Genomic DNA, 14,283 nt, shown 5'->3' on the forward strand with positions numbered 1-14,283 from the left:
GCGATACGACAAACTCGCCGTCCGCTACGAAGCAACAGTGCTGGTCGCAGCCATCAACGAATGGCTGTGACCAGCACTTTCACAACAGGCCCTAGGCGGCCGAGGTGCTGCTGGAAGAGCTGGACGAGCTGGACGAGCCGGCGGAACCCGACGAGCCGCTGGAGCCCGAGGACGAGCTCGTCGACGACGCGGCCGGCTTCGAGTCGGAGCCCGAGGACGACGAGGCTCCGGCCTTCGAGGACGACGTGGCCGGCGTGCTGCTCGACGAGGAGCCGCGGCTGTCGTTCCGGTAGAACCCGGAACCCTTGAAGACGATGCCGACCGCGGAGAACACCTTCTTGAGGCGTCCCTCACAGCTCGGGCACACGGTCAGTGCGTCATCGGTGAACTTCTGCACCGCCTCGAGGCCTTCGCCGCATTCGGTGCACTGGTACTGGTAGGTCGGCACTTGCTCCTCCTGGCACTCTCACTCAATGAGTGCTAACGACGTTCCATACTGACGTATTCCGAGAGATCAGTCCACTGTCACCGGCACTCGGTGACTCACGCCACGTGCGGCGACCCGTCCCGGAGCCTTCGGCGCGAGCCGCGAGCGCAGCGCCACCAGGGTGGCGAGGGCGAGCGCGGTGCCCACCAGCGGCACCAGGAATCCGGCGCTCGCACCGCTCGCGTCCGCCAGCCGTCCCGCGACCGTGACACCTGCGGCCTGCCCCAGAGCCACCGCGCCGGTCAGCCAGGTGAACGCCTCGGTACGGACCGAAGCGGGCACCAGGGTCTCGACCATCGTGTAACCGGTGATCAGCGCGGGCGCGATGCACAGGCCGACCAGCAGTCCCAGGCCAGCGAGCAGCGGCACGGAGTGCACCGCCCACAGCCCGGACGCGGCCAGTGTCAGAGCGGCGTACCCGACCATCAGGCGGCGCCGGGGCCCGGACTTCCAGGCGATGGCGCCGCACGCGATACCGGCGAGCATGTTGCCCGCGGCGAACGTTCCGTAGAGCAGCCCGTTCACGCCGGGGTTGCCGATCTCCTCCGAGAACGCGGTCAGGGAGACCTGCATTCCCCCGAAGACCGAGCCGATGCCGAGGAAGGCCACCGCGAGCACCCGCACGCCGGGCACGGAGAGCGCGGAGACGCGCGGTCCCTCGGACGCGGACAGGCGCCCGGCCCGCGGCTGCGTACGCCGCTGCAGTGCGAAGAACAGACCGCCGACCAGCGTCAGGACGGCCTCGGCGACCAGGCCGGCCGCCGGGTGCACACCGGTGCACAGCGCGGTCGCGAGCACCGGTCCCACCACGAAGGTGAACTCGTCGGTGACGGACTCGAAGGCCGCGGCGGTGGACATCAGCGGTGAGCCCTCCAGCTTGGCGGCCCAGCGGGCCCGCACCATCGGGCCGATCTGCGGAACGGACGCGCCCGTGGGAACGGCCGCGACGAACAGCGCCCACAGGGGCGCGTCCGCGAGCGCCAGCACCGTCAGGGTGACGACGGATGCGGTGTGCACGAGAACGCCCGGAACCAGAACGGCGCTCTGTCCGAAACGGTCGGCCAGCTTGCCGCTCTGCGGCGCGAACAGCGCCATGGAAACGCCGGTGACGGCGGCGACGGCGCCCGCGCTCCCGTACGACCCGGTGGTGTGCTGCACCAGCAGCACGATGCCGATCGTCAGCATCGCGAAGGGCTGCCGTGCCAGGAACCCGGGCAGCAGGTACGTCCATGCGCCGGGGGTGCGCAGCAGTTGCCCGTAGCCGGGGCGGGGGGTCGTGACCGTGTGGGACACGGTCCTTGCCTTTCTGCCGCCTGGTGACGCTCCCCTGTGCACGCGGGGGTGGGTGCGTGCGGGAGCCGCCGAGAGCTGTCCTCTTGCGCAGGACCGGCGGTAGATACCAGGACACCCACTGCGAGGGGCCGGCCGCCGTACGGTCGCGCCAGCTCTGCGTCAGGCAGAGTTGGTCGATCAGTAGACCTTCATGTTACAGGGCATCGCTTCCGCCGCACCTGTGAATGCGTACGGATTACGTCACACGGCCTGCGATCAATGGGCGCTCATGCCACCGGTTCCCAGCCATCCGGCCAGCTTGCCGCCCTGTCCGACGGCCCGCAGCCGCCGCTCGGCGGCGTCCCGTACCGGATCGGTCGCCACCACGAGCAGCTCGTCGCCGCGCCGCAGCACCGTCGTCGGCAGCGGTACGAAGCTGGTTCCCTCCCGTACGACCAGGGTGACCGCGGCCCCGTGCGGCAGCCGCAGCTCGGCCACCTCCACACCGTGCATCCTCGACTTCTCGGGGATCGCGACCGACAGCAGGTGTCCGCGCAGCCGCTCCAGCGGGGCGGACTCGATGCCCAGGTCGGCGGCTTCGGACGGGTCGTCGCCGAGCCGCAGCCACTTCGCCAGCCAGGGCAGCGTCGGTCCCTGGACGAGGGTGTAGACGACGACGAGGACGAAGACGATGTTGAAGATCCGGTGGCTGCCCTCGACGCCCGACACCAGGGGGATGGTCGCCAGGATGATGGGCACGGCGCCGCGCAGCCCGGCCCAGGACATCAGGGCCTGCTCCTGCCACGGGATGCGGAACGGCGCCAGGCTGATCAGCACCTCCAGGGGCCGCGCCACCATCGTGAGCACCAGTCCCACCATCACGGCGGGCCAGAAGTCGGCCAGCAGCTCGTGCGGCGTCACCAGCAGGCCGAGCAGGACGAACATGCCGATCTGCGCGATCCAGCCGAGTCCGTCCGCGAACCCGCGCGTCGCCGGCCAGTGCGGCAGCCTGGAGTTGCCCAGCACCATCGCCGCCAGGTAGACGGCGAGGAAGCCACTGCCGTGCGCGATGGCTCCGGCGGCGTACGCCGATACGGCGATCGCCATCACCGCGATCGGGTAGAGACCGGACGCGGGCAGTGCCACATGACGCAGCGCGAACGCCCCGAGCCAGCCCATCGCGAGCCCCAGGCCCGCACCGATCGCCAGTTCCAGGGCGATCTCGCCGAGCAGTACGTACCAGTGGTCCACCGGGCCGACCGTCGAGAAGGCGACCACCAGGATCACGACCGGGGCGTCGTTGAAGCCCGACTCCGCTTCCAGCACACCGGTGATCCGGGAGGGCAGCGGCACCTTGCGCAGTACGGAGAAGACCGCGGCGGCGTCCGTCGACGAGACGACCGCGCCGATGATCAGCGACTGCCGCCAGTCGAGACCGACGAGATAGTGCGCGCCGGCCGCCGTGACGCCCACGCTCACCGCGACGCCGACGGTCGAAAGGACGACCGCGGCGGGCAGGGCGGGCCTGATCTCTTTCCACTTCGTGCCCAGGCCGCCCTCGGCCAGAATCACCACGAGCGCGGCATAGCCGATCACCTGCGTCAGTTCGGCGTTGTCGAACTTGACGTCGAAGATGCCGTCCTGCCCTATGGCGACCCCGATCCCGAGGTACAGCAGCAGGCTGGGGAGCCCGCTCCGGGACGAGATGCGCACCGCCGCGACGGCGAAGAGCAGCACGAGTGAGCAGATGAGCAGGAGTTCGTTGAGCTGGTGGACAGTCAGTGGCCGTTCCTTCCGTCGCACGCCTGCCGGATCGTTCCTCCGGCGACCGGTACTTCGTTACCTTACCTAATCTTTAACGTTTTCTTGACGCCTTCGATCATCCGTACGATCACGGTTGGAGATACCGAGTCCGGAGCGCGGGAGCGCTGCGCCTATGGTTGCTCCAGCACTCCAGGACCACCCTGCCCCTCGAAGGACAGCGATGCCCGCCAACACCACCGCCTCTTCCCGCAAGAAGAAGGGGCGTCGCGCCCGTCTGCTCGTGATCGTGCTGGTGTTGGCCCTTGTCGCGGGTGTCGGCTACGGCACCTACTGGAGCATCAGCACGGTGCGCGCCTCCTTCCCCCAGACCACGGGGTCGATCGAGATCGACGGACTGACGGAGCCCGTCGACGTCAAGCGCGACAGCTACGGCATTCCGCAGATCTACGCGACCACCGACGAAGACCTCTTCCGCGCCCAGGGCTTCGTCCAGGCGCAGGACCGCTTCTACGAGATGGACGTCCGCCGTCACATGACGTCGGGCCGGCTGTCCGAGATGTTCGGTTCGGGCCAGGTCGAGACCGACGCGTTCCTGCGTACGCTCGGCTGGCGCGAGGTCGCGCAGAAGGAGTACGACACCAAGCTCACGCCGGAGACGAAGAAGTACCTCCAGGCGTATGCCGCCGGCGTCAACTCCTACCTCGAAGGCCGCGACGGCAAGGAGATCTCCGTCGAGTACGCCGCTCTGGGGCTCACCAACGACTACAAGCCCGAGAAGTGGACGCCCGTCGACTCGGTGGCCTGGCTCAAGGCCATGGCATGGGACCTGCGCGGCAACATGCAGGACGAGATCGACCGTTCGCTGATGACGAGCCGGCTGAGCCCGAAGCAGATCAAGGACCTGTACCCGCCGTATCCGTACGACCGGAACAAGCCGGTCGTCGAGGCGGGCGCGATCGACGGGACGACGAAGAAGTACGACCCGAAGGCGTCACCCGACTCGGGTGCGGGCACCGGAGCCGGCACCGGCACGGCGGGTGCGGGCACCGGCACCGGCACCGGCACGGGCACCGGCACGGGCACCGGCACGGGCACGGGCACCGGCACCGGCGGCAGCGCCGCCGACGCCGCCCAGGGCTTCCAGGCCCAGCTCTCCGGCGTCTCCGACGCCCTCGACGAGATCCCGGCCCTGCTCGGCCCCAGCGGCAGCGGCATCGGCTCCAACTCCTGGGTCGTCTCCGGCGCGTACACGACGACCAAGAAGCCGCTGCTCGCCAACGACCCGCACCTCGCGCCCCAGCTGCCCTCGCTCTGGTACCAGATGGGCCTGCACTGCCGGAAGGTCTCCCCGACCTGCCAGTACGACACCGCGGGCTACACCTTCTCCGGCATGCCCGGCGTGATAATCGGTCACAACCAGAACATCGCCTGGGGCTTCACCAACCTCGGCGCCGACGTCACCGACCTCTACCTGGAGAAGGTCTCGGACGACGGCTACCTCTACGACGGCCGCACGAAGCCCTTCACGACCCGCGAGGAGACCATCAAGGTCGCCGGCGGCAAGCCGAAGAAGATCACCGTCCGCTCCACCAACAACGGCCCGCTGGTCTCCGACCGCAGCGACGAGCTCGGGAAGGTCGGCGAGAAGGCCCCGGTCACCAACGCCGCCCCGGACCGCGGCGAGGGTTACGGGATCTCCCTCAAGTGGACCGCGCTGATGCCCGGCAAGTCCATGGACGCCGTGTTCGAGCTGAACCGGGCCACGGACTTCAAGAGCTTCCGCGCCGCCGCCGCCCACTTCGAGGTCCCGTCCCAGAACCTCATCTACGCCGACACCCAGGGCAACATCGGCTACCAGGCCCCCGGCCGCATCCCGGTCCGGGGCGCCGGCCACGACGGCACCATGCCCGCCGCCGGCTGGGACTCCCGCAACAACTGGAAGAGCTTCATCCCGCAGGCCGAGCTGCCGTACGAGTACAACCCGAAGCGCGGCTACATCGTCACCGCCAACCAGGCCGTGATCGACAAGGAGAAGTACCCGTACCTCATCACCGAGGACTGGGGCTACGGCGCGCGCAGCCAGCGGATCAACGACCTCATCGAGTCGAAGATCGCCGACGGCGGCAAGATCTCGACCGAGGACATGCGCACCATGCAGACGGACAACAGCAGCGAGATCGCCAAGCTGCTCACGCCCTACCTGCTGAAGATCGACGTGTCGGACCCGGACGTCCGCGAGACGCAGAAGCTGCTCGAAGGCTGGGACTACACCCAGGAGCCGGACTCGGCGGGCGCCGCGTACTTCAACGCCGTGTGGCGCAACGTCCTCAAGCTCGCCTTCGGCAACAAGCTTCCCAAGGAGCTGCGGGTCAAGGGGCAGTGCCTCAGCGTCCGTCCCGCCGACAGCACGGGCCCGGTCGACGACCTCGACGAGCGCGTGCGCGAGTGTGGGCAGCGCGCCAAGGACTCGGCGCAGCCGGACGGCGGCGACCGCTGGTACGAGGTCGTCCGCACGATGCTCAAGGACGAGAAGAACGAGTGGTGGCAGACGCCGAAGACCCGTCTGGACAAGGCGACCGACACCCGTGACGAACTGCTCGGCCGCGCGCTGAAGGACGCCCGCTGGGAGCTGACGGCCATGCTCGGCAAGGACATCGACTCCTGGAGCTGGGGCCGTCTGCACCAGCTCACGCTGAAGAACCAGACCCTGGGAACCAGCGGCCCCGGCGCCCTCCAGTGGCTGCTCAACCGCGGCCCCTGGAACCTGGGCGGCGGCGAGGCGGCGGTCAACGCCACCGGCTGGAACGCGGCGGGCGGCTACGAGGTCATGTGGGTGCCGTCCATGCGGATGGTCGTGAACCTCGGCAACCTCGACCGGTCCCGCTGGATCAACCTCACCGGCGCGTCGGGCCACGCGTACAGCGCGCACTACACCGACCAGACCGACAAGTGGGCCAGGGGCGAGCTGCTCGACTGGCCGTTCGGCAAGGAGGCGGTCGAGAAGAGCACCACCGACACACTGGTGCTCAGGCCGTAGAACGCCGGGCCGGGTTCCCGGCCCGAGGTCCCCGGGCCGGGGACCTCAGGCCGGGAAGCGCCTGACGGCGGCCGGTGTCACCACGGCGCTCACGAGGTGGTCGTGCGGTTCCCTCGGGACCCGTGCGACCACCTCTTCGTCGTACAGGAGCACCACCAGGTGAGGGTGCGCGCCCGCCGCCTCCAGCCGGGCGAGCACCCGGTCGTACGATCCGCCGCCACGCCCGAGCCGCACCCCGCGTCCGTCCACCGCGAGCCCGGGCAGCAGCACCGCGTCGGCCTCCGCCACGGCCTGTACGCCGAGCCGCGCGCCCCGCGGCTCCAGGAGCCCGAGCCGGGCGCGCGCGAGCCGCTCCGCGCCCTCGTACAGGGCCCAGTCCAGGTCGTTGTCCGCGAGGAGTACGGGGAGCAGCACCCGTACGCCCCGCGCGCGCAGCGCGTCCAGCAGCGCCCGGGTGCCGGGCTCGCTCCCGACCGACACGTACGCGGCGACCGTCCCGGCGTCGGCGAGCTCCGGCAGCTCCAGCGCCCTGCGGGCCAGAGCCGCGCCGGCCTCCTCCACGTCATCCCTGGTCAACCGGGATCTCATGTCGAGTAGTTCTCGTCGCAACCCGGCCTTGCCAGACTCGTCACACATCACAGGGGCTCCACAAATCGCTCGTATGAGAATTTACTGACCGGATCCTCATCTTCCGCCCATAGGCAACGGATATCGTTCTGACCATGACTCAGTCGCACCCCGGGATCACCAAGGCTGTCATCCCCGCCGCCGGCCTCGGCACGAGGTTCCTGCCGGCGACGAAGGCCACTCCGAAGGAGATGCTGCCCGTCGTCGACAAGCCCGCCATCCAGTACGTGGTCGAGGAGGCCGTGACCGCGGGTCTTTCCGATGTCCTCATGATCACCGGCCGCAACAAGCGCCCACTGGAGGACCACTTCGACCGCAACTACGAGCTGGAGTCGGCCCTCGGGCGCAAGGGCGACGCCGAACGCCTCGCCAGGGTGCAGGAGTCGAGCGACCTCGCCACCATGCACTACGTCCGCCAGGGCGACCCCAAGGGCCTCGGCCACGCCGTCCTGTGCGCCGCGCCGCACGTCGGCGACCAGCCCTTCGCCGTACTCCTCGGTGACGACCTGATCGACCCGCGCGACCCCCTGCTGGCCCGGATGATCGAGATCCAGGAACAGTACGGCGGCAGTGTCGTCGCCCTCATGGAGGTCGACCCCGCCCAGATCCACATGTACGGATCGGCGGCCGTCGAGCCGACCGTCGAGGGCGACGTCGTACGGGTCACCGGACTGGTCGAGAAGCCGGACCCGGCCGACGCGCCCAGCAACTACGCCGTCATCGGCCGCTATGTGCTGGACCCTGCCGTTTTCGGCATACTGCGCAGGACCGAGCCGGGCCGCGGCGGCGAGATCCAGCTCACCGACGCGCTCCAGCACCTGGCCGAGGACGAGAAGGCCGGCGGCCCGGTGCACGGCGTCGTCTTCAAGGGCCGCCGCTATGACACCGGCGACCGGGGCGACTATCTGCGTGCCATTGTCAGACTCGCATGCGAACGTGAGGACCTGGGGCCGGAGTTCCGGACCTGGCTTCGCAGTTACGTGACCGAGGAGATGTAGCACCTTGAGCAGCACGATCTGGTCTGTCGACGAACACCTCGAGGACATCCTCGCCACGGTCAAGCCGCTCGAACCCATCGAGCTGCAGCTTCCGGACGCGCAGGGCTGTGTCCTCGTCGAGGACGTCACGGTCCAGATCGCGCTGCCGCCCTTCGACAACAGCTCGATGGACGGGTACGCGGTCCGCACGAGCGATGTGGCGGGTGCCAGCGAGGAGTTCCCCGCCGTCCTCACCGTCATCGGTGACGTGGCGGCGGGCAGCGGCCGGACGCTCATGGTCGGCCCGGGCGAGGCCGCCCGCATCATGACCGGCGCCCCGCTGCCGCCCGGCGCCGAGGCCGTCGTCCCGGTCGAGTGGACCGACGGCGGCACGGGCGGCGGTCCGGCCGACACCATGCGCGCCGCGAGCGGTGCCCCCGAGGGCGCGTCCGGCGAGGTCCGTGTCCACCGCCCCGTCGAGGCGCGGGCGCACGTCCGCGCGCGCGGCAGCGACGTCCAGGCCGGCGACCTCGCGCTGGAGACCGGTACGGTCCTGGGCCCGCCCCAGATCGGCCTGCTCGCCGCCATCGGCCGCGCCACCGTCAAGGTCAGGCCCCGCCCCCGCGTCGTCGTTCTGTCCACCGGCAGCGAACTGGTCCAGCCCGGGCTGGAGCTGGCCACGGGTCAGATCTACGACTCCAACAGCTTCGCGCTGACCGCCGCCGCCCGCGACGCCGGAGCCATCGCCTACCGCGTCGGCGCCGTCACCGACGACGCCGAGACGCTCCGCGCCACCATCGAGGACCAGCTGATCCGCGCCGACATGATCGTCACGACCGGCGGCGTCAGCGTCGGCGCGTACGACGTCGTCAAGGAGGCGCTGTCCTCCGTGGGCGACGAGGACGAGCCCGGCAGCGGCATCGACTTCCGCAAGCTCGCCATGCAGCCGGGCAAGCCCCAGGGCTTCGGCTCCATCGGCCCCGAGCACACGCCGCTGCTCGCCCTCCCCGGCAACCCGGTCTCGTCGTACGTCTCCTTCGAGCTCTTCGTGCGTCCGGCGATCCGCGCCCTGATGGGCCTGAAGGACGTGCACCGCCCGAAGACCCGCGCCGCCCTGAGCGCCGACAAGCCGCTCTCCTCGCCCGCCGGAAAGCGCCAGTTCCTGCGCGGTACGTACGACGAGGAGTCGGGCACCGTCACCCCTGTCGGTGGCGCCGGATCCCATCTGATCGCCGCACTCGCCCGCGCGAACGCCCTGATCACGGTCCCGGAGGACGCCACCGAGGTCGAGCCCGCCACCGAGGTCGACGTGGTCCTGCTCGGCTGACCCGGGGCCGGTGGGAGTACCGTGTCTGCCCTCACAGGCCCTGACCGGGAGCACCACACGTAATGAGTACGCACGAACGGCTCACGCACATCGACGAGGCGGGGGCGGCCCGCATGGTCGACGTCTCGGCCAAGGACGTCACCGCGCGCACCGCGCGCGCCACCGGACGCGTCCTTGTCGCGCCGCGCGTCGTCGAGCTGCTGCGCGGCGAGGGTGTCCCCAAGGGCGACGCCCTCGCCACCGCCCGCATCGCCGGAATCATGGGCGCCAAGCGCACGCCCGACCTGATCCCGCTCTGCCACCCGCTCGCGCTCTCCGGTGTGAAGCTCGACCTCACGGTCGCCGACGACGCCGTCGAGATCGCCGCCACGGTGCGTACGACGGACCGTACGGGCGTCGAGATGGAGGCGCTGACCGCCGTCACGGTCGCCGCGCTCACCGTGATCGACATGGTGAAGGCGGTCGACAAGGGCGCGGTCATCACCGACGTACGGGTCGAGGAGAAGACGGGCGGAAAGTCCGGCGACTGGAGCCGCTCATGAGCCCCGCCCCCCGTGCCGGAGAGGTGTACGGCCACGGCCCGGTGGCCGAACCCGTCCCGGTCCCCGCGCCGCAGCCGCCGCGCCGTGCCCTCGTCGTGACGGCCTCCAACCGCGCCTCCGCCGGCGTCTACGCCGACCGGGGCGGCCCGGTCCTCGCCGAGGGCCTGCGCGCCCTGGGCTTCGAGGTCGAAGGACCGCTGGTGGTCCCCGACGGCGATCCGGTGGAGCGGGCCCTGCGCGACGGGGTCACCGCCGGGTACGACGTCATCCTCACCACGGGCGGCACCGGCATCTCACCGACCGACCGCACCCCCGAAGCCACCCGCCGCGTCCTCGACTACGACATCCCCGGCATCCCCGAGGCGGTCCGCGCCGAGGGCCTGGCGAAGATCCCGACCGCCGCGCTCTCCCGCGGTCTGGCGGGCGTCGCGGGCCGGACCCTGATCGTGAACCTGCCGGGTTCCACCGGCGGCGTACGGGACGGCCTCGCGGTCCTGGAGCGCCTCCTGCTCCACGCCGTGGACCAGATCAGGGGCGGCGACCACCCCGGATCCGGATCAGGATCCCCCCGACCGGGGAGCCCGAGCTGAACGTTTCGTCCTGGCCCGTCGAGCTGACGGACGGCGATGTCACCCTCCGTCCGATAAGACTTCGCGACCAGCGGGCCTGGCGCGAGGTGAACCGGCGCAACCGCGAGTGGCTGCGCCCCTGGGAGGCGACGATCCCGCCGCCCGCGCCCGCGGGCCCGGTGGCCCAGCGCCCGACGTACCGTCAGATGGTCCGCCACCTGCGCTCCGAGGCCAACGCGGGCCGGATGCTGCCCTTCGTCATCGAGTACCGGGGGCAGCTGGTCGGCCAGTTGACGGTCGCCGGGATCACCTGGGGGTCGATGTGCTCGGGGCACGTCGGTTACTGGGTGGACCGCGAGGTGGCGGGCCGCGGCGTGATGCCGACGGCCGTCGCCCTCGCCGTCGACCACTGCTTCCGTACGGTCGGTCTGCACCGCGTCGAGGTCTGCATTCGCCCCGAGAACGGGCCCAGCCGCAGGGTCGTGGAGAAACTCGGATTCCGCGAGGAGGGCCTGCGGCCCCGATATCTCCACATCGACGGCGGGTGGCGCGACCACCTGGTCTACGCGCTCACGGCGGAAGAAGTGCCCGAAGGACTGCTCACCCGCTGGCACCAGGCACGATCCGGCCCATCCCATAAATGAAATAAGTGTTCGAATTTGATCGGCTGTTGACTGTAAAAGCACCCACAAAGCGGTCTGTTGATCCGATCAGTCATAAAAAAAGTTCGAGTTATCAGCCAGATCGTGCGACACACCGGCTCAATTGGCGGATGGGCTTGCGCGAACCCCTCTACGGTGTGGGGTGTGAGCAGCAGCGGCCTCATCTACGCAGTCATCGTCGGGGCCTGGGCCGCCTACTTGGTGCCGATGTGGCTCCGCAGGCAGGACGAGCTCAACGAGGCCCGTCCGACCGAACGCTTCAGCACGGCCATCCGGCTGCTGTCCGGACGAGCGGCCATGGAGCGCCGGTACGCCAGGGAGCTGGAGGAACGCGCCGCAGGTGAGGCGGGACCCGACGTGGACCCGGACGCCGTCACGGACCGATTGAGTTCCGTCGACGTCCGGGCCTTCGCCGTGCCCCCGACGCAGACGGAGCACCCCGCCGCGCGGGAGGGCGCACCTGAGAGCGCGCGCGAGGAAGCGCGGGAACGGGGACGGGAGGAACGGCGCGCGCGCACCGCGAGTGCCGCCGCCGAACGCGCCCGGCGCTCGAAGGTCCTCGCGCGCCGCCGGCGCACCACCGTGGTCCTCTTCCTCGCCTTCACCCTGGGCGCGATCGTCGCGGCGGTCGGCGGGCTCCAGTTCCTCTGGGCGCCGGCCGTCCCCGCCGTACTCCTGAGCACGTACATCGTGCATCTGCGGGCCACCGAGCGGCGGCGCTTCGCCTTCACCATGGACCGGCGCAGGGCGGAGGCGGCGGCGCAGCGCCTGCGCGAGCGCCGCCCGCACCCGGCCCGCCGGCCGGTCTCCGCGGAGCCGGACGAGGAGCCGGCCGTACGCCCGGAGCCCGAGCCGGTGCCCGCCGTGTCCCCGCAGGAGGCGGGGAGGCGCGCACTGGTGGAGCAGACGGACCACGCGGAATGGGTGGACCAGCAGCGCGAGCGGGAGCGCGGCTCGGCCCGCGGCGAGAGCTGGGACCCGGTCCCGGTCCCGCTGCCGACGTACGTGACCGCTCCCGTCGCCCCGCGTGCCACGGGCGGCGTCGACTTCGGCGACCCGGGCACCTGGAGCTCGGCCCGCTCCAGCGCCGCCGAGCCGACGCCCGCACCCGAATCCCCGGCCGCCGCCGACCCGGCCCCGCGCCGGCGCGCGAACCCGGCGCGCCGTGACCGGGATCACGGCCGCACGCCGCTCTTCGACCAGTACGAGGACGGAGACCGGCCGCGCGCGGTCAACGAGTGACCTGCGCGGGAGCGGATTACCGAGCACCCCGATCGAGGTGCTAAAGTTTCACTCGTTGCAAGGGCCTGTGGCGCAGTCTGGTAGCGCACCTCGTTCGCATCGAGGGGGTCTGGGGTTCAAATCCCCACAGGTCCACCGCAACGAAGAGCCCCTACCGGGAAACCGGTAGGGGCTCTTCGCATGTTCCGGAGCGAGGTCCGGGGGCGACGGTCCCGGGATCCACCGGCCCCGGCCCCGGTCCGGGCCCGGGCCGCTCAGCGGGGCGCCGGGGCCCGGGGCTCCGGTGCGCCGGCGTCCGCGCGCGGGGCCCGCGCGGCGCTCAGCTCCGGCCGCGCGGTGTTCCGCTGTGACGGAAGGAACGCCGCCAGGAGCAGGCCGACGAGGACCGCGCCTGCGGCGATCGCGAACGAGATGCGGAAACCCTCCATGCTGGGCACCGCGACCCCGCCCGTCCGGACCGAGGTGTGGGCCAGGACCATGCCGATCACGGCGCTCGACACCGACGTGCCGATGGAACGCATCAGGGTGTTCAGGCCGTTGGCCGCGCCGGTCTCCGACGGGTCGACGGCGCCGACGATCAGGGCGGGCAGCGACGAGTAGGCGAGCCCTATGCCGGCGCCCAGCGTCACCGAGACGACGACGGTCTGCCAGGCGGCGCTCATCAGGCCGAGGCCCGCGCCGTAACCGACCGCGATGATCAGCAGGCCGAGCATCAGCGTGGCCTTGGGGCCGCGCCGGGCGGAGAGGCGGGCGTAGACCGGGGCGACGAACATCATCGTCAGGCCGAGCGGCGCCACGCACAGCCCCGCCACCACCATCGACCGGCCGAGGCCGTAACCGGTCGACGTGGGCAGCTGGAGCAGCTGGGGGAGGACCAGGGAGACGGCGTAGAAGGCGACGCCGACCATGATGGAGGCGAGGTTGGTGAGCAGCACCTCGCGGCGCGCGCTGGTGCGCAGGTCCACCAGCGGGGCCTCGATCCGCAGCTCCATGACGCCCCACAGCCCGAGGACGACGGCCGCCGCGGCGAACAGGCCGAGCGTGGTGGGCGAAGTCCAGCCCCAGTCGCCGCCCTTGGTGACCGGGAGGAGGAGGCAGACCAGGCCCGCGGCCAGGCCGATCGCGCCGAGTACGTCGAACCGGCCGGTGGCCCGCACCGGAGTCTCCGGTACGACGAGAACGGTCAGCAGCATCGACAGCACGCCGAGACCGGCCGCGCCGAGGAACAGCGCGTGCCAGTCGGCGTGCTGGGCGACCAGGGCCGCGGCCGGCAGGGCGAGCCCGCCGCCCACCCCGATCGACGAACTCATCAGCGCCATCGCCGAACCGAGCCGCTCGCGCGGCAACGCGTCGCGCATGATGCCGATGCCGAGCGGTATCGCGCCCATGGCGAAGCCCTGGAGCGCCCGGCCGGCCACCATCGTCACGAGGTCGTCGGTGAACGCGCAGACCAGCGAGCCGACGACCATGACGGCGAGACTGGCGAGCAGCATCCGCCGCTTGCCGAAGAGATCGCCGAGCCGGCCCATGACGGGTGTGGCGACAGCGCCCGCCAGGAGGGTCGCGGTCATCACCCAAGTGGCGTTTCCCGGCGATGTGCTGAGCAGTACGGGCAGGTCCTTGATGACCGGGACGAGCAGGGTCTGCATCACGGCGACGGTGATTCCCGCGAAGGCCAGTACGGGGACGACGAGGGCGGGGCGGTCGGTCGTCGTCTGCGTCATGCGTGGGGCCTCCGGGCGGGGGTGAGGGAACGGGCGCCAAATGTGTGTCTGTG

General features: G+C 70.9%; 12 protein-coding genes and 1 tRNA gene. 8 read left to right on the forward strand and 5 right to left on the reverse strand.

From position 1 onward, the window contains the following. Positions 1 to 91: 91 nt before the first annotated feature. The 3 genes from ACWD0Y_RS26265 to ACWD0Y_RS26275 all read right to left on the reverse strand — a co-directional run bounded on the left by ACWD0Y_RS26265 (position 92) and on the right by ACWD0Y_RS26275 (position 3,562). Positions 92 to 448 (reverse strand): FmdB family zinc ribbon protein, encoded by a 357-nt coding sequence (locus ACWD0Y_RS26265; protein ID WP_450262793.1) that lies wholly within the window; start codon positions 446 to 448, stop codon positions 92 to 94. Positions 449 to 514: 66 nt separating this feature from the next. Beyond that, positions 515 to 1,780 carry an MFS transporter gene (locus ACWD0Y_RS26270; RefSeq protein WP_450262794.1) on the reverse strand — a complete coding sequence of 422 codons (1,266 nt, stop codon included), beginning with the start codon at positions 1,778 to 1,780 and terminating at the stop codon, positions 515 to 517. 255 nt (positions 1,781 to 2,035) lie between these two features. Next, complete coding sequence (locus ACWD0Y_RS26275) at positions 2,036 to 3,562, reverse strand: potassium/proton antiporter (protein ID WP_450262795.1); 1,527 nt, start codon at positions 3,560 to 3,562, stop codon at positions 2,036 to 2,038. A gap of 181 nt (positions 3,563 to 3,743) precedes the next feature. On the opposite strand from ACWD0Y_RS26275, the gene ACWD0Y_RS26280 reads away from it, so the two are divergent. After that, on the forward strand, positions 3,744 to 6,560 hold the full coding sequence (locus ACWD0Y_RS26280) for a penicillin acylase family protein (RefSeq protein WP_450262796.1): 2,817 nt from the start codon (positions 3,744 to 3,746) through the stop codon (positions 6,558 to 6,560). A gap of 45 nt (positions 6,561 to 6,605) precedes the next feature. On the opposite strand, the gene ACWD0Y_RS26285 is transcribed toward ACWD0Y_RS26280, so the two are convergent. Next, a complete protein-coding gene (locus ACWD0Y_RS26285) occupies positions 6,606 to 7,196 on the reverse strand; it encodes a 5-formyltetrahydrofolate cyclo-ligase (protein ID WP_450262797.1) in 591 nt (196 codons plus the stop codon). Between the two features lie 86 nt (positions 7,197 to 7,282). Here ACWD0Y_RS26285 and galU point away from each other — a divergent pair, with 86 nt between their 5' ends. The 7 genes from galU to ACWD0Y_RS26320 all read left to right on the forward strand — a co-directional run bounded on the left by galU (position 7,283) and on the right by ACWD0Y_RS26320 (position 12,641). Then, positions 7,283 to 8,185, forward strand: a complete 903-nt coding sequence (gene galU, locus ACWD0Y_RS26290) for a UTP--glucose-1-phosphate uridylyltransferase GalU (RefSeq protein WP_450262798.1) — start codon at positions 7,283 to 7,285, stop codon at positions 8,183 to 8,185. A gap of 4 nt (positions 8,186 to 8,189) precedes the next feature. Beyond that, positions 8,190 to 9,491, forward strand: a complete 1,302-nt coding sequence (glp, locus tag ACWD0Y_RS26295) for a molybdotransferase-like divisome protein Glp (RefSeq protein WP_450262799.1) — start codon at positions 8,190 to 8,192, stop codon at positions 9,489 to 9,491. A 62-nt stretch (positions 9,492 to 9,553) separates the two neighbouring features. Beyond that, a complete protein-coding gene (gene moaC / locus ACWD0Y_RS26300; protein ID WP_093800458.1) occupies positions 9,554 to 10,033 on the forward strand; it encodes a cyclic pyranopterin monophosphate synthase MoaC in 480 nt (159 codons plus the stop codon). Further along, positions 10,030 to 10,623: a MogA/MoaB family molybdenum cofactor biosynthesis protein gene (locus tag ACWD0Y_RS26305; protein ID WP_450262800.1), complete on the forward strand. Its 594-nt coding sequence runs from the start codon at positions 10,030 to 10,032 to the stop codon at positions 10,621 to 10,623. The genes moaC and ACWD0Y_RS26305 overlap by 4 nt, the downstream gene beginning before the upstream one ends. After that, positions 10,620 to 11,246, forward strand: a complete 627-nt coding sequence (locus tag ACWD0Y_RS26310) for a GNAT family N-acetyltransferase (RefSeq protein ID WP_450262821.1) — start codon at positions 10,620 to 10,622, stop codon at positions 11,244 to 11,246. Before ACWD0Y_RS26305 ends, ACWD0Y_RS26310 begins: the two co-directional genes overlap by 4 nt. A 162-nt stretch (positions 11,247 to 11,408) precedes the next feature. Further along, positions 11,409 to 12,506 (forward strand): divisome protein SepX/GlpR, encoded by a 1,098-nt coding sequence (sepX, locus tag ACWD0Y_RS26315; RefSeq protein WP_450262801.1) that lies wholly within the window; start codon positions 11,409 to 11,411, stop codon positions 12,504 to 12,506. A gap of 61 nt (positions 12,507 to 12,567) precedes the next feature. After that, positions 12,568 to 12,641, forward strand: a tRNA-Ala gene (locus tag ACWD0Y_RS26320). 119 nt (positions 12,642 to 12,760) lie between these two features. Here the strand turns inward: ACWD0Y_RS26320 and ACWD0Y_RS26325 are convergent. After that, positions 12,761 to 14,230: an MFS transporter gene (locus ACWD0Y_RS26325; protein ID WP_450262802.1), complete on the reverse strand. Its 1,470-nt coding sequence runs from the start codon at positions 14,228 to 14,230 to the stop codon at positions 12,761 to 12,763. Positions 14,231 to 14,283: the final 53 nt, after the last annotated feature.

Source organism: Streptomyces altiplanensis (genome assembly GCF_053591575.1).